The following is a 15,880-nucleotide window of genomic DNA, read 5'->3' on the forward strand; positions in this document are numbered from 1 at the left end:
TTATGAAAAAAATCAGTTTTATTGTATGCCTGTTTTTGGCAAATTTCGGCTTTTCCCAGTCTGATGAAATCCATGAAGATGTTGCCAGGATCATTGATGTGTGGCTGGATGCCCAGCACGATTACGACAAGTTGCCGGCTATTAGCGTGGCCGTGGTAAAAGATCAGGACATCTTATGGAAAAATGCCTATGGTGAGTCTAATATGGAAGCTGGTGTGGCCGCGGAAACCACCACGATTTGCAGCATTTGCTCTATTTCCAAGCTTTTTACTTCCGTAGCTATTATGAAATTGGTAGAAGAAGGCAAATTGCGGCTGGATGATAAAATTGAAGATCTGCTACCCTGGTTTGACCTGAAACAACAATTTGATGATAGCTGGCCGGTTACGGTTCGCTCAGTGATGACGCATTCTTCCGGTTTGCCCAGAGAAGCCAATTTTCCGTATTGGACCGGTCCCGATTTTCCGTTTCCGGCCAAGAAAGATATCGATTCGAACCTGAAGAACCAGGAAACACTTTACCCGTCTTCTACCTATTTTCAGTATAGCAATCTGGGTTTGACGCTGTTGGGTGAGATCGTGGAAGAAGTTTCCGGAATGCCGTATGATGAGTATATCCAGAAGAATATTTTAGAGCCACTGCGCCTTGACGATACCAGGACTGAATTGCCGGAAGATCTTTACGGAAACCAGCTGGCGATTGGTTATTCCCCTCAATATCGAGATGGTAGCCGAAAAAAGGTCCAGTTTTTTCAGGCAAATGGGATCAAGCCTGCGGCCGGATTTTCATCCAATGTTGAAGATCTGGCGCGATTTGCCTCCTGGCAATTCCGCTTACTGGATTCTTCGCAAACAGAAATTATCCAATCCTCCACTTTGAAATACATGCAGAATGTGCACTGGACCGATCCTGATTTTGAAACTACCTGGGGTCTGGGATTTGCGGTTTATAAAGGTCCTGACGGAAGTAAATGGGTTGGTCATGGCGGAAGTTGCCCGGGTTACCGAACGGTTCTTCAGCTGAATCCAAAGAGTAAAATCGCTTATGTGGTGATGATCAATGCCGGTGGTGAAAACCCTGCGAAATATGCTAATGGCATTCGCAGCATTTTAGCTCAAAAGAAACCTGAAAAAGATAGCCTTAAAACAGCTCCAAATCTCTCCGACTACACCGGGTATTATGACTTGAAACCCTGGTATAATGAAATGTATATTGGTGTTTGGGGTGATAAACTGGTGACTTTGGATCTGCCAACCGGCAATCCTGGTGAAGGAATGGATTATTTACAGCATGTGGAGGGTGATACTTTTAGAAGGATTAGGGATAATCAGGAGCTTGGTGAGACGGTTGTTTTTGAGCGCGATGAAAATGGGAAGGTGTATCGATTAATGCATCACAATAATTACAGTAAAAAGATGGAGCAATAAAAAAATCCCCGGTTTTTCCGGGGATTTTTACTGGTTTCATTTAGACTGCTTTGGCATTCAGTTGACCTTCTGCCAGCTTGTCCAGCTTGTTGTCGGCATCATACTCTTCGTCTAAAGTTTTTTGAAGTTTGTTCGCGATCGCTTTGTGGCCAAGTTGTTTGGCATAGCGTACGAGGGTTCCGTAGCCGGAGATTTCATAATGCTCCACGCGTTGTGCATCGGCAATAATCCCGGCGTCACGTACTTCTTCAGAAGCGTCTTCCTTCAGAAATTCTTCAGATTCTTTGATGAGTCCCTGCATGGCTTTACAGGTTTCACCGGTAGGTTTAATACCGAGTTCTTTACAGATTTCTTCCAATCTTTTTTTGTGTTCCCTGGTTTCTTCCAGGTGACCTTCAAAAGCTTTCTTTAATTTGTCATCATGAGCTGCCTTCTGCATTTTTGGGAGGGCTTTGATGAGCTGGCTTTCTGCGCTGTACAAATCCTTCAACTGGTGCTCAAATAATTCTTCCAAATTTTTCATGATCTAGTATTTAATGGTTAACCAGATAAAGATATTTCAGGAGAATGTACAGGAAGGTTAAAGGGCTGCTAAAGCTTTGTTGGCAGAGTATTAAAAATAAAAAACGCCTCCCAATTGCTTGAAAGGCGTTTTTATTTATTGAATCATTTCCCCGTCTTTGTCGTGGAAATGGTATTCTAGATACGTGTAAGCGTCTCTTGGTAAAATTTTCACCCAACGTTTATGGTCAACAAACCACTTTGATCGGGGAGATGGAAAGCCTTTGGTTAAAAAGGCTGCAATAAATGGGTGCGCGGTAAGCGTGATCTTTTTATGGTCTTTTTTGACCAGTTTTTCCAGGTCGACCTGAATCTTATTCACCAAACTGATTGGTGCTTCGATTTCCCCGTTTCCGTTGGGGTTGTCTTCCCGGGTTTTGATATTCATCTCGGGTCTTACGCGCTGTCTTGTAATCTGGATCAATCCGAATTTACTCGGAGGCAGGATCTTGTGTTTAGCCCTGTCGTCACTCATTTCTTTCCGAAGATGGTCAAAAAGCTTTTTGCGGTTATCGGCTTTATTCATGTCGATAAAGTCTACCACTATAATTCCGCCCATATCGCGCAGTCTCAGCTGGCGGGCGATCTCTGTGGCGCTAATCATATTGACCTCTAACGCGGTATCTTCCTGGTTCTTGGATTTGTTCGAGCGGTTCCCACTATTCACGTCTATCACGTGCATGGCTTCCGTATGCTCGATTACCAGGTAGGCGCCTTTACTCATGGAAACAGTACGCCCAAAGGAGGTTTTGATCTGTCTTTCGATACCGTATTTTTCGAAAATTGGTTGGTTGGATTGATACAGTTTTACGATTGATTCTTTTTCAGGAGCAATTTCGCTCACATAGTCTTTAATTTGTGTATAAAGCGTCTCGTCATCTACGCAAATAGAGGTGAACGTGTCATTAAAAATGTCACGTAACAGGGACGATGCCCTGTTGAGTTCTCCCAGTACTTTTGACGGGTGATGCGGTTTATACAGTTTTTTACACATGGCTGTCCAGCGACCTACAAGATTTTGAAGATCTCTGTCCAGTTCTGCTACTTTTTTGCCTTCAGCCACGGTTCTCACGATTACACCAAAACCTTTTGGTTTGATGCTTTTAACCAGTCTCTTGAGCCGTTCTTTTTCCTCTTTGCTGTCGATCTTCTGAGAGACCGATACGCGGTTGGAAAACGGTACCAGGACGATGTATCGCCCGGGAAGGGATAGTTCCGAGCTAATTCTCGGTCCCTTGGTAGAGATTGGTTCTTTTACGATTTGAACCAGAATGGACTGATTGGATTTTAAGACATCGGCAATAGCGCCGTTCTTGTCTATATCCTTTTCAAAAGAAAAATTCTTTAAAGAATAATCTTTTAATTTACCTGTGCTTACACGTTTGATGAACTTCAGCAATGAAGATATCTGGGGTCCCAGGTCGTGATAGTGTAAAAAACCATCTTTCTCGTAGCCAACATTTACAAATGCGGCATTAAGGCCTGGTACGGGTTTGCGTATTTTGGCAATAAAAATATCGCCTACGTTAAATTTATTCCCGTCTTCTTCCTTGTTGAGTTCAATAAGTTTTCCATCTTTTGTTAAGGCAAAATCTACAGCAGAAGGTTCGGACCTGATAATTAATTCTTTGTCCACACTTCCAGATTTTTGATCCGTATCTGTGCTAGACGGATACAGATGGATTAAACATTATTTATTTCACAGGGTTTTAAAGCCTGAAGAAACCTCGGCGGTATAGCCTACCGGGTTTCGATTTCAAAGAACGATTAAATAAAAAAAGTAGTGTGAAAACTACTTTTTCTTATGGCGGTTTGCTCTTCTGCGTTTCTTACGCTTGTGAGTGGCCACCTTATGTCTTTTTCTTTTCTTACCACTTGGCATAGTGCAATATTTTAAAGATTAATACTAATTTCTTTGGAACCCGACCCGAAAGCCGGGATCGTATTTTGGTTATTTTACCTCTACGTTAGATTTAACTCCTTCTACAAATATCTTTGCAGGTTTGAATGCAGGGATGTTGTGTGCAGGGATCTTAATAGTAGTGTTTTTTGAAATGTTTCTTCCGGTTTTTTCAGCTCTTGTCTTTACAACAAAACTTCCGAACCCACGCAGGTATACGTTGTCGCCGCTTTCTAAAGACGTCTTCACCTCTTCCATAAACGATTCAATAGTAGCCTGAACGTCACCTTTTTCCATTCCTAATTTCTCTGAAATGTTTGCTACGATATCTGCTTTCGTCATTTTTCGTGCTATTTAAATTTTTATAAATTGGGGTTTCTAATTTTCAAGGGGGCAAATATAAGAATTAAATCTTCAATATTTCAAACCTAATTCACTAATAATAACGCAATAAACTCCTATTATTGCCATCCCTCATTATTAATTATGGAATTTCCCAATGCTTTACAGAACTGGTACCTCGAAAACAGAAGGGATTTGCCCTGGCGCAGCACCCGTGACCCCTACCATATCTGGCTTAGCGAAATCATGCTGCAGCAAACCCGTGTTGAACAGGGATTACCTTATTATACAAAATTTATCGAGGCTTTCCCAGAGATCGAAGATCTTGCTGCCGCTTCTTCGGAAAAAGTATTGAAGCTCTGGCAGGGACTTGGTTACTATTCCCGTGCACGCAATCTTCACGAAACCGCTAAATATGTGGCTTATGAGCTAAACGGAAAATTTCCCGGTAGTTATAAGGAATTGCTGAAACTGAAAGGAGTAGGGGATTATACGGCAAGCGCCATTGCTTCCTTTTGTTATAATGAAAAGGTAGCCCTGGTAGATGGGAATGTCTTCCGGGTTTTTTCCCGGCTTAAAGGGATCGAAACACCTATTAATACTACGGAAGGCAAAAAACTTTTTAAAAAGCTCGCGGAAGAGGCGCTGGAAAAGGTGAATTTTGATCGTTCTACCTATAACCAGGCGATCATGGAATTCGGGGCGCTGCACTGCAAACCTGCAAATCCCGCCTGCGAAGTTTGCCCATTTAACGAGGAGTGTGTGGCTCTGCGAACCCATAAAATTAAAGACCTGCCGGTAAAGCTCAGGAAGACCAGGGTGAAAAAGCGCTATTTCAACTACCTCGTTATTGAAACCGGGAATGAAGAGACGGCTATTGAAAAGCGAACCGGAAAAGGAATCTGGCACGGTTTGTACCAGTTTCCGCTGGTAGAGACCAAGAAGAAGATTTCAGAAAAGGAACTGCGCCAAAATGAACTTTTTCGGCAATATATTAAGGAGAAAGATTTTTCAGTAGAGATTTTCAATCCGGAGCCGGTGATCCATAAATTGTCTCACCAGCATCTGTACACTACATTCTGGCGGGTCCAGGTCAAGGAGCAGGAAAATACGGTTCCGCTGGAAAGCATTTCGGCATATCCGGTTCCCGTTCTGATCCAGAATTTCCTAAATGAATACCTGCCGGAAGATTACAAATAAATTCTTGTTCATATCTTTGCCTTTCGATTCGGCCTGAGGCAGAATTTTTAGTATTTTAGAATAAATTAAAGAATCACAACCGTTTATCGGTTTAAAAAATAGAAAGATGACAGGTACTTTAAACAAGGTAATGTTGATAGGGCACACCGGAGATGACGTAAAGATGCATTATTTTGAAGGAGGCGGCAGCATAGGTCGTTTTCCACTTGCCACTAATGAAAGTTATACCAACCGTACCACCGGGGAAAGAGTGACGAATACCGAGTGGCATAATGTAGTGGTGCGAAACAAAGCGGCAGAAATTTGTGAAAAATACCTGAAAAAAGGCGATCGCGTTTACGTGGAAGGCCGTATCAAAACCAGGAAATGGCAGGATGACCAGGGCAATGAACGTTACCAGACAGAAATTCACTGTACAGATTTTACGTTTTTAACCCCTAAAGGTGAGAGCGAATCTGGTTATCAGGGGAATTCGAATGCTGGTTACCAGGGCAATTCCAATCGCCAGGGTGGTGGAAACGCCACGCCATCAAGGCCTGCAAATCAAAATTATAACAAGAATGAATCGTACTCCCAGGAAGAGGAAGATGACGATTTACCATTCTAAAGTTTAACTAAAACTATCGCATTTGGACTCGGAACCTCCCAGTTTGCTTTTGTTTTTAGCCACTTTGGGATTTACCCAATATTTAAGCTTCTTTTTTTTATTGGTGCTGCTGTTATGTTCTGCGCTTATTTCTGGTGCGGAAGTAGCTTTCTTTTCTCTTACTCCGGCTAATTTTATCACCGAAGACGGCAAAAGAACCAAAACGCAAAGCATTGTTATCAGCCTGCTGGAAAAGCCAAAAAAACTGCTGGCGACGATTCTCGTGGCCAACAATTTCATCAATATCGCTATCGTGCTGCTTTTTGACAGTGTGGCTGATGATATTTTCGGTGGTATGAATACCGAATTCTTCGGAATAGATGTGCGCTTCCTCTTTGAAGTGGGCCTGGTTACCTTTCTAATCCTGCTTTTCGGGGAGATCCTTCCGAAGGTGTATGCGAGCCGGAACAAAGTACAGTTTTCGAATTTTATGGCGTATCCAATCAATGTGCTGGACACCTTGTTTTCCCCATTAAGCACGCCCATGCGGCAAGTAACGCTGTATCTTCATGAGAAATTAGGCAAACAGCGAAGCTTTATCAGCATCGATCACCTTTCTCAGGCTTTGGAATTAACGAGTGAGGAAGATACTTCCAAAGAAGAACAAAAGATCCTTCAGGGTATCGTAAGCTTCGGAAATACTGACACTAAGCAGGTAATGCGTCCAAGAATGGACATTTTTGCCTTGAACGAGGAAAGCAATTTTTCAGATATCATTCCGGAGATCATCGAAAATGGGTATTCCAGGATCCCGGTTTTTCGGGAAAATGTAGACAATGTAGTGGGAATACTCTACATCAAAGACCTGCTTCCGTATATCGATCGAAAAAACTTTCAGTGGAATAGCCTGCTTCGGGAACCATATTTTGTTCCTGAAAATAAAAAGCTGGACGACCTGTTGAACGAGTTTAAAGACAAGAAAAACCACCTGGCCATCGTTGTAGATGAGTACGGAGGAACCAGCGGACTCATTTCCCTGGAAGATATCATCGAGGAGATCGTGGGAGACATCAGCGATGAGTTTGACGATGAAGACCTGATTTACTCCAAACTGGACGAGCAGAATTTCGTTTTTGAGGGTAAAACGCCGCTCAAAGATTTCTACAAGATTGTAAAAGTGGAAGAACCTTCGCTTTTTGAAGATCAGAAAGGAGAGGCTGATACGCTGGCTGGTTTCCTGTTGGAGATTTCGGGAGGATTTCCGAAGAAGAATGACGTTATTGAATTTGGCAATTATCACTTCAAGATCGAGGTGATAGACGACAAACGTATCAAACAAATCAAACTGAGTATACAGTCAACGGAACCTGCGGAATGAGTAGAATTTTAGGAATACTGAGCCTGTTGATTTTTGGTTTTCTGGTTTCCTGCCAGGACGATGTTCGCCCGAAACCCAGGGCCTTTCTGGCACTTAATTATCCCGCCGCAAATTACCATCGTGTGGATATTGGTTGTCCCTATACCTTCGATATCAATAAAATCGCCGAAGTGCAGCCATCCCGAAATAAGATTCCCTGCTGGATCGACCTGATCTACCCGGAAATGGAAGGCACTATTTTTTTAACGTACCGCCCGGTCCAGAACAACCTGGATTCTCTTTTGACCGATGCTCAAAAACTGCCATTGCAGCATACCATCAAAGCTGATGTGATCGAGGGTGATATTTATACCAACGATCTTCATAAAACCTACGGAATGTTTTACGAGGTTGAAGGGAATGCCGCCTCGCAGGCCCAGTTTTATCTTACTGATAGCACGAGGCATTTCATAACCGGATCGGTCTATTTCAACAGCATTCCAAATTACGACAGTATTGTTCCCGCCGCGGAATACCTCCGGAATGATATTCGCCATCTCATGGAAAGCCTTCGGTGGAAAGAGGAAAATTGAAAAGTCCTGTTTAAAACCGATAGTTTTTCAGATTTTTGCGGCTTAATTATTCGCGATGGCCGCAGGAAAACTTAAATGGATCTATCTGGTCTTCCTTTCACTGGTTTGGGGAAGTTCCTTCATTCTTATCAAAAAATCACTGGTTGGGCTGGATGCGTACCAGGTTGGTTCCTTCAGGATCATATTTGCTGCGATTTTCCTGATCATTGTTGGTTTCCGAAGAATCATGAAGCTGAACGCCAGGCAATGGAAGTGGATCGTGATTTCCGGATTTTTGGGGTCTTTCTTCCCCGTTTACCTTTTTTCTTTTGCTGAAACTGAAATAGACAGCGCCATTGCCTCCATTTTGAATGCTACCACGCCTTTGATGACGCTTATTTTCGGAGCGTTATTCTTCCGGTCGGTGTTTTCTCAGAATAAAATTATAGGGGTAGTGATTGGTTTGTTAGGAACCGCAGGTCTTATACTGAGTGGAGCCAGCGTAAACCCAGATCAGAATTACGTGTATTCCTTGCTGGTGGTGCTGGCGGCCAGTTGCTACGCGTTCAATGTGAATATTTTGAAGACGAAAATGGCTGATATTTCTCCGCTTGGGATCGCCGCGGGAAATTTTGCCAGCCTGCTTTTACCGGCTGTTCTCATCCTCTTTTTCAGCGGATTCTTTGAACAGCAATTAACTTCTGAAATTGAAACCTCCCTGGTTTTTGTGGCCATCTTGGGAATTGTTGGCACGGGTATCGCGATGATCATTTTCAATAAACTGGTTCAGATCTCTGACCCGGTTTTTACGACTTCTGTTACTTATACCATTCCTATAGTGGCGTTGGGCTGGGGAATATTGGATGGAGAAATTTTCAGTAGCTGGCAGTTGCTTTCTGCCTTAGTGATTCTTGTTGGAGTTTTTATCGTGAACAGGTCACGGAACCTGATTGCTCTTAAAAAAAAGTTTGGTGCATAAAAAAAACCGGCACTCAGGCCGGCTTTTTCAGTATGCAATATCAATATTATTCTACTTTGAAGTCTTCTTCGGAAACATCTTCGTTTACTTTGATTTCAGAAACCTTGAATTCAAAAGATTGCGGTCCCATGCTCTGCTGCAAGCTGAATGGGAATTTCACACCTTTTACTTCCTGATAATCTGCGTAAACCGTTGGAATGGTCATGGTTTGGCCTCCCTGGGACATTGTTTTAACCATTTTTACCTTCAGTCCACTTTCGGTATCGTAATAATTTACGGTATTGTCGCTAAGCTTTACGGCATAGGCATCCTTACCTTCAACTTGTTCGATTCCGGTCACGCTGGCGTCGCCAACATTCAGCTCTGGAAACGGATTGGCTTCTCCTTTTGCAGCTTCGATCTGTTCCTCGTTATACGGCATTTTTTGTCCCTGAGCCATCAGGTAGCCACTTTCCCCGTTGAAAACCTGCTGATTCATTGCATTTCCATTCATGGAAATGGTCTGGCTTAATTTGCCATCTTTGGTGCGTTTCATTTCCAGGTCTAGCGCCATTCCCTGGATCGTTGCTGAAGCCAGCATTACCACGCTTTCCACGTTCTCAACTGCTTCGCGGCCTCCAATGGCATCGATGTATTTATTGAAAACAGTCTCTGCTGAAACTGAAGGATCCATCTTTTTGGCCACAGGTTTTTCTACTTCTTCCGCAAAACGGTTATAGAATTTAACCGGGATGGTTTTTCCGTTATAGGTCATTTTTTCCAGGTTTTCCAGTACGTCGCTGGCTTTACCAGCAATAACGATCCTGGAATTGTCAGCTAGGAAATATTTTTTGGCAACCCGCTGTACGTCTTCAGCAGTGACTTCATCTATCTTTTCCAGGTATTCTTCATAGAAATCATCATCAAGATCTTCGGTTTCTATTTCCATAGCAAAATTTGCGATGGTAGAAGGCTGTTCAAGAGACAATACGAAATCACCAGTTAATTTGGCCTTCGCTCTCGCGAGTTCCGAAGCGGTTACCTGCTCGTTTCTGATCTTGTAGATCTCATCCAGAAAAGCCACTACAGAACTATCGGTTACCTCGTTACGTACGCTTGCGCTGGCTACGAAAGTTGCCGCATATTTGTCATTTCCGGTACTGGAGTAGGCGCCATAAGTATAGCCCTTGTCTTCACGAAGATTCAGGAATAGACGGGCTTCTCCACCGCCTCCAAGGATCTTATTGGCTACGAGGATAGGAAAATAATCATCGTCTTTCTTTTTGAGGTTAATCGTGTTTACCAGGGCAATCTCGCTTTGTACCGCATTAGGCATATCGATAAAATCGATCTCTGTCTGGTTCACGTTGCTCACAGCTGGAACATTGGCCGCTGGAACCGGAGATTTTTTCCAGGAAGAAAACTGCCCTTTTACAAGGTCTTTTACTTCGTCTTCATCTACATCGCCCACGATTACCAGGTACGCATTGGCCGGGGAGAACCAGGTTTTGTAATAGTTTTCAACGTCTGCCAGGCTAAGGTTTTTCACCGTTTCCTGCGTTTGGAATTCGCCGTAAGGGTGATTTTTACCATAGGCCAGGGCAGAGCGAACTCTTCTGGCATTGTATGATACATCCTTTTCGCTGCTTTTCAGAAAATCTTCTGTTCTGGCAATGGATTTGTCAAATTCTTCCTGGGTGAATTTCGGGTGAAGGATTCCATCAGCCATCAATTTCAGTACTTCAGGAAAATATTTTGAAAGCGTATTGGCGCTGGCACCGTTTGAATAAAAATTCAGGCGAGCACCCAGAAAATCAACTTTTTCATTGAAGTCGTCTTTAGACATGTTCTGTGTTCCGGTTCCCAGCAGGTCGCCGGTAATTCCGGAAACTCCGGCTTTCTGGCCTTCCACGTGCGGCGGATTGTCAAAACGAAGAGACATTGCGACTCTTGGCAATTTATGGTTTTCCACGACCATTACTTTGAGTCCGTTATCCAGGTCAAAGGTTTCCGGTTCCTCTACGTTCACTTTTGGAGCCGGTCCCGGTTCGGGCATCTGGCTACGGTCAATCTGTGCATTTACTCCAACTGAGGCAAGCAGGAGTAAGGCTATTGCGAAAATATTTTTTTTCATCATCATGTTTTTTTGAATGTTACTCAGCCTGGCTGCTTTCAGGTAAATACTCTAATACGACTCTCTGGTTAGGCTTTAGATATTCATTAGCCACTCTCTTGATGTCTTCGCGGGTGATATTGCGATAGATCTTGATCTCGTCATTGATGAGGTTCGTATCGCCATAAAGCAAGTAGTTTCGTGCCAGTGAATTGGCGATTCCTGCTACGCTGGAATTGGAATTCACGTAACTGTTCTCTGCTTTATTCTGCAGTTTCTGAAAATCTTTTTCTGAAATGAGGTCATTGCGAAGTTTAGCGATTTCCTCTTCGATCTCTGTGGTTAAGATTTCCGAAGAAGTTTCTCCTAACGGAAGCGCAAAGATCAGGTACATTCCGTAATCTTCCTGTTCGAGGTTGAAAGCTCCAACCTGCAGCGCCTGTTTCTGGTCGTCTACCAGTTTTTTATAGAGTTTGGAACTGTTTCCATCGCTCAGGTAATCAGAGATCATATTCAGTACGTAAGAGTCTTTAGCCGTGAATGAAGGCGTTCTGTAGCCTATAACGGTCGCGGGTATCTGAATGTTGGAATCGTATGCTTTGGCGTTGACCTGTTCGGTGATCGGTGCTTCTTCGGGAAAGCTTCGGGTAATCGCTTCACCCGCAGGGATGTCGCCAAAATAATTCTGGACCATTTCCTTGGTGTCCTTAATGTCAAGGTCTCCGGCCACTACCAGTACGGCATTATTCGGCACGTAATACTTGTCGAAATATGCCTTGAACTCATCTAACTGTGCGGCATCCAAATCTTCCATATAGCCTACGTTCGGGTCTTTATACGGATGTTTCTCGAATAGGTTGGCAGACATTGACTGAAGCAGATTTCCGTAGGGAGAATTGTCATATCTCAAACGTCTTTCTTCCTTCACCACTTCGTTTTGGGTATCCACGCCCTTCTGCTTAATAACGGGATGCAGCATACGCTCCGATTCCATCCATAAACCGAGTTCCAGATTGTTGGAAGGGAAGATCTCATAGTAATAAGTACGGTCCTGCGTGGTGTTGGCATTGTTACTTCCGCCGTGTGAGCTCACGATTTCGAACCATTTCCCGTTACCAATATTTTCGGTGCCTTCAAAAAGCAGGTGCTCGAAAAAGTGGGCAAACCCGGTACGGCCGTCTTCCCGGTCCTTTCCGCCCACGTGATACATTACAGCTGTGGTAACAACGGGCGCAGTGTTATCCTGGTGCAGGATCACGTGCAAGCCATTGTCTAAATCATACTCAGTGAAAGCTACTTCCTGAGCAAAACCTGTAGCTCCCACAAGAAGCGTACAGGCAAATAGTTTTAGTTTGTTGATCATTTTGAATGAATTTTCATTTATGTGAATGATAGGTATTGATTTGTTGAAAAAGTTACAAAATCTCTGGCAGTATATGGGTTTTTAATGTATTGTGTTAAAATTAACAAGCTATTAAGGCAATAAAAGGTGCATTTTTAGGAAATTTACTTAAAACCCTTGTTATGATGAGTTTTAAGATCCCCATTTTATACGGAATTTTTACCGCAGCAGGCCTTATTGCCTATTTCTTGCTATTATCGGTTTTCGGGCTGCACGTAAATCCGGTCTTCAGTGTTTTCAACGGAATCATTATGGCTGTGGGGCTTTGGATGGCCTTGCTGGCTTACAGGAAAAGTAAGGCCAATAAATTCAAATATCAGAAGGCTTTTTCCGCCGTCTTTCTCACCGGGATCAATGCGACCATCATATTCCTGATATTTTTTGCGCTCTATGCCACCGAGCTGAATCCTGATTTTCTTGACCAGTTGATTTCCATGTGGGCGACCTTTTACAGAACCACTATAGGAATGGTGTTATTCACGATAGCTTTGATGGGTTTTTCTACCAGTATCGTGCTGGCTCTCGCTTACATGCAGCTTTTTAAAGATTCATGGAATACCAAGCAAGCTAAGGAACATACCTTATAATTGCAAAAAACAAAAAACCTTTGTCAATTAATTAATTAGAAGTATATTTGCACCCGCTTGCGTGAAAACGCGGCTGGTAAATTTTGAAACTAAATTAATTAATCATACGCTATGTACGCAATTGTAGAGATAGCAGGGCAGCAATTCAAAGTTGCAAAAGACCAGAAGGTTTTTGTTCACCGTTTGGAAGGTAAAGAAGGAGACAGCGTTTCTTTCGATAAAGTTCTTCTTACTGGTGATGGTGACAATATCACCGTTGGCGCCCCGGCTATAGAAGGTGCATTGGTTGGTGCTAAGATCAACCGTCACCTAAAAGGAGACAAGGTAATCGTTTTCAAGAAGAAAAGAAGAAAAGGATACCGTGTGAAGAATGGACACCGTCAATCTCTTACTGAAATTCTTATCGAGGATATCAGCATCGACGGAAAGAAAAAATCTGCTGCTAAGAAAGAGGAGCCAAAAAAAGAAGCGAAGCAGGAAGCTAAAAAATCTGACGATTTGAGCAGCCACACTGTAGTTGAGCTTAGAGAAATGGCTAAGGAGAAAGGAATTGAAGGATATTCTTCAATGAAAAAAGCAGAATTAATCGAAGCTTTAAGCTAAAAATTTAAACTACTAAAAACGAAATAAAATGGCACACAAAAAAGGAGTTGGTAGTTCCAAGAACGGTAGAGAATCAGAATCGAAACGATTAGGAGTGAAGATCTTCGGAGGTCAGGCTGCTATCGCTGGAAATATCCTAGTAAGACAGCGTGGATTTACTCACCATCCAGGTGCGAACGTTTACGCAGGTAAAGACCATACACTTCATGCTAAAGTTGACGGAATTGTAAAATTCGCCAGGAAGCAGGGAGATAAATCATACGTTTCTATCGAGCCTTTTGAAGCTTAATTAGAACCGAACGATTAGAGAAACCCTTCCGTATATGAAGGGTTTTTTTATGCCAGATTCTAAAATTGTTTTATCTTTAATTAAAAAGATTAGACAAAATGATTGCAGAAGAATATGGTTTCAATGAAAGAGAGATAGATAGAATTATCGCTATGGCCTGGGAAGATCGTACGCCCTTTGAAGCCATTGAATATCAATTCAATCTTACCGAGAAAGAGGTCATCCAGTTCATGCGGGAGCAAATGCATCCCCGGAACTGGAGAAAATGGCGTGCCCGCGTACAGGGAAGAAAAACCAAGCATTCGAAACTGCGGAAAGATTCTGTAAAAAGGTTTAAAAGTAACGCTCAAAGGCAGATAACCGGTAACAGGATATCCAAAAAGAAGTATTAGATTGGTGATTGCTAATGCAATTTAAAATCTATGAAGAATTATTTATCGGCCATTTTTCTGTTGATCAGTTTCAGCTTTCTTGCTCAAAATCCCGTTGTTGAAACAAACTACGGAAAGTTGCAGGGCGAAAAACGCGGAGATCTGAACTATTTTCTCGGTATTCCTTACGCGAAACCGCCTGTTGACGAATTGCGATGGAAAGCCCCGCAAGAACCCGAAGATTGGGACGGTGTGAAAGCAGCCCGGGATTTCGGGCCGGCAGCCGTTCAGACCAATGTTTTTGGAGATATGATCTATCGCGGAGATGGCAAAAGCGAAGATTGCCTCTATTTGAATATTTGGTCTCCTGCTTTATCTTCTTCTGAAAAATTACCCGTGCTGGTCTATTTTTATGGTGGCGGTTTTGTGGCCGGTGATGGCTCAGAGCCCCGATATGATGGCGCCGCACTGGCGAAAAAGGGAATTGTTAGCGTCACAGTAAATTACCGACTCAATATTTTTGGGTTTTTTGCGCATCCGGAATTGAGCAATGAAGCCGATTATGGCGCGTCTGGGAATTACGGATTGCTTGATCAGTCTGCAGCCCTGAAATGGGTTTACGAGAACATTGAAAATTTTGGTGGAGACCCCGAAATGATTACGATCGCAGGTGAATCTGCCGGTTCTATTTCTGTTAGCGCTCAAATGGCTTCGCCTTTGTCTACAGAATTTCTGGCCGGCGCTATTGGAGAAAGTGGCGCATCCATTAAGCCCACGCTGGCGCCCGTGCCACAGGCCGAAGCGGAACAGGGAGGTGTTGAGTTTTTGGAAAAGGCGGGATATACTTTTGAAGAATTCCGGAAACTCCCGGCCGATACGATCTATAAAATTTACCAGGAATCTGGCCAGTTTGGTTTTCCTACGGTGGTGGACGGCTATTTTTTTCCGAAGACCTTACCGGAAATTTTTCGAGCTGGCGAGCAGGCACAGATCCCGCTTCTGGTAGGCTGGAATTCTGCGGAGGTTGGCGGCGAAGGTCTCTTTCAGGGAAAAGAAATCAACAAGGCCAATTTTCAGCAGGTCTTAAAAAATATGTATCCCGATCATTTTGAAGAAGTAGCTGAACTCTATAATCCCGAAAATGACGAATTTGTGAAGATGGTTGCTGCAGATCTGGCTTCAGACCGGTTTATTTCGTACAGTACCTGGAAATGGGCAGCTCTTCAGGTAGCTCACTCAACTGCGCCCGTGTATCGCTATTTGTTCAGCAGGATCAGGCCTTCTGATCCCAATGCGCCCTATCAGCCTGTGGGAGCTTCTCATGCTTCGGAAATTGAGTATTTCTTAGGCAATCTTTCCAAAGAGCGCTTCCCGTATCTCACAGAAACTGATTTTGAGATTTCTGAAACCATTCAGCAATACCTCGTGAATTTTATCAAAACCGGGAATCCGAATGGCGAAGGTCTGGTCAAATGGCCTTCCGTCGAAAAAGATGAAAAAATGCCTCCTGTCCTGATTATGGATGAGGTATTTGAAGTAGTGCCATCCAAAACGGAAGCCCGCTATCAGTTTTTAGATTCCTATTACGGCAATGACCAATAAAAAAATCCCC

Annotated in this window: 16 protein-coding genes; 11 read left to right on the forward strand and 5 right to left on the reverse strand. The window is 43.2% G+C overall.

Annotation, left to right across the window (positions count from 1 at the left end):
- The first annotated feature begins 2 nt into the window (after window positions 1-2).
- Complete coding sequence (locus GRFL_RS08585; RefSeq protein WP_083644229.1) at window positions 3-1,427, forward strand: serine hydrolase; 1,425 nt, start codon at window positions 3-5, stop codon at window positions 1,425-1,427.
- Between the two features lie 40 nt (window positions 1,428-1,467).
- Here the strand turns inward: GRFL_RS08585 and GRFL_RS08590 are convergent, their stop codons facing one another.
- The 3 genes from GRFL_RS08590 to GRFL_RS08600 all read right to left on the reverse strand — a co-directional run bounded on the left by GRFL_RS08590 (window position 1,468) and on the right by GRFL_RS08600 (window position 4,230).
- On the reverse strand, window positions 1,468-1,950 hold the full coding sequence (locus tag GRFL_RS08590) for a YciE/YciF ferroxidase family protein (protein ID WP_083644230.1): 483 nt from the start codon (window positions 1,948-1,950) through the stop codon (window positions 1,468-1,470).
- Window positions 1,951-2,085: 135 nt separating this feature from the next.
- Entirely contained in the window at window positions 2,086-3,624 is a 1,539-nt protein-coding gene (locus GRFL_RS08595) for an Rne/Rng family ribonuclease (RefSeq protein WP_083644231.1), read from the reverse strand.
- A gap of 315 nt (window positions 3,625-3,939) precedes the next feature.
- Entirely contained in the window at window positions 3,940-4,230 is a 291-nt protein-coding gene (locus GRFL_RS08600; protein WP_072554128.1) for an HU family DNA-binding protein, read from the reverse strand.
- A 144-nt stretch (window positions 4,231-4,374) separates the two neighbouring features.
- On the opposite strand from GRFL_RS08600, the gene mutY reads away from it, so the two are divergent.
- The 5 genes from mutY to GRFL_RS08625 all read left to right on the forward strand — a co-directional run bounded on the left by mutY (window position 4,375) and on the right by GRFL_RS08625 (window position 8,924).
- Window positions 4,375-5,430, forward strand: a complete 1,056-nt coding sequence (gene mutY / locus GRFL_RS08605; RefSeq protein WP_083644232.1) for an A/G-specific adenine glycosylase — start codon at window positions 4,375-4,377, stop codon at window positions 5,428-5,430.
- Between the two features lie 106 nt (window positions 5,431-5,536).
- Window positions 5,537-6,037, forward strand: coding sequence for a single-stranded DNA-binding protein (locus GRFL_RS08610; protein ID WP_083644233.1), 501 nt, complete (start codon window positions 5,537-5,539; stop codon window positions 6,035-6,037).
- Between the two features lie 22 nt (window positions 6,038-6,059).
- On the forward strand, window positions 6,060-7,394 hold the full coding sequence (locus tag GRFL_RS08615) for a gliding motility-associated protein GldE (protein ID WP_083644234.1): 1,335 nt from the start codon (window positions 6,060-6,062) through the stop codon (window positions 7,392-7,394).
- On the forward strand, window positions 7,391-7,966 hold the full coding sequence (gene gldD / locus GRFL_RS08620) for a gliding motility lipoprotein GldD (protein WP_083644235.1): 576 nt from the start codon (window positions 7,391-7,393) through the stop codon (window positions 7,964-7,966). Before GRFL_RS08615 ends, gldD begins: the two co-directional genes overlap by 4 nt.
- A 55-nt stretch (window positions 7,967-8,021) precedes the next feature.
- Window positions 8,022-8,924, forward strand: a complete 903-nt coding sequence (locus tag GRFL_RS08625) for a DMT family transporter (RefSeq protein WP_083644236.1) — start codon at window positions 8,022-8,024, stop codon at window positions 8,922-8,924.
- A gap of 46 nt (window positions 8,925-8,970) precedes the next feature.
- On the opposite strand, the gene GRFL_RS08630 is transcribed toward GRFL_RS08625, so the two are convergent.
- Entirely contained in the window at window positions 8,971-11,037 is a 2,067-nt protein-coding gene (locus GRFL_RS08630; protein ID WP_083646037.1) for a M16 family metallopeptidase, read from the reverse strand.
- Window positions 11,038-11,056: 19 nt separating this feature from the next.
- Window positions 11,057-12,379 (reverse strand): M16 family metallopeptidase, encoded by a 1,323-nt coding sequence (locus tag GRFL_RS08635; protein WP_083644237.1) that lies wholly within the window; start codon window positions 12,377-12,379, stop codon window positions 11,057-11,059.
- 161 nt (window positions 12,380-12,540) lie between these two features.
- Between GRFL_RS08635 and GRFL_RS08640 the strand changes: the two genes are divergently transcribed.
- The 5 genes from GRFL_RS08640 to GRFL_RS08660 all read left to right on the forward strand — a co-directional run bounded on the left by GRFL_RS08640 (window position 12,541) and on the right by GRFL_RS08660 (window position 15,870).
- On the forward strand, window positions 12,541-13,005 hold the full coding sequence (locus GRFL_RS08640) for a DUF4199 domain-containing protein (RefSeq protein WP_083644238.1): 465 nt from the start codon (window positions 12,541-12,543) through the stop codon (window positions 13,003-13,005).
- A gap of 111 nt (window positions 13,006-13,116) precedes the next feature.
- Window positions 13,117-13,608, forward strand: coding sequence for a 50S ribosomal protein L21 (rplU, locus tag GRFL_RS08645; protein ID WP_083644239.1), 492 nt, complete (start codon window positions 13,117-13,119; stop codon window positions 13,606-13,608).
- Window positions 13,609-13,636: 28 nt separating this feature from the next.
- Window positions 13,637-13,897 carry a 50S ribosomal protein L27 gene (gene rpmA / locus GRFL_RS08650; RefSeq protein WP_083644240.1) on the forward strand — a complete coding sequence of 87 codons (261 nt, stop codon included), beginning with the start codon at window positions 13,637-13,639 and terminating at the stop codon, window positions 13,895-13,897.
- A 98-nt stretch (window positions 13,898-13,995) separates the two neighbouring features.
- Window positions 13,996-14,289, forward strand: a complete 294-nt coding sequence (locus tag GRFL_RS08655; protein ID WP_083644241.1) for a TIGR03643 family protein — start codon at window positions 13,996-13,998, stop codon at window positions 14,287-14,289.
- Between the two features lie 30 nt (window positions 14,290-14,319).
- Window positions 14,320-15,870: a carboxylesterase/lipase family protein gene (locus GRFL_RS08660; RefSeq protein WP_083644242.1), complete on the forward strand. Its 1,551-nt coding sequence runs from the start codon at window positions 14,320-14,322 to the stop codon at window positions 15,868-15,870.
- Window positions 15,871-15,880 lie beyond the last annotated feature (10 nt).

The organism is Christiangramia flava JLT2011, from assembly GCF_001951155.1.
GTDB classification, from domain to species: domain Bacteria; phylum Bacteroidota; class Bacteroidia; order Flavobacteriales; family Flavobacteriaceae; genus Christiangramia; species Christiangramia flava.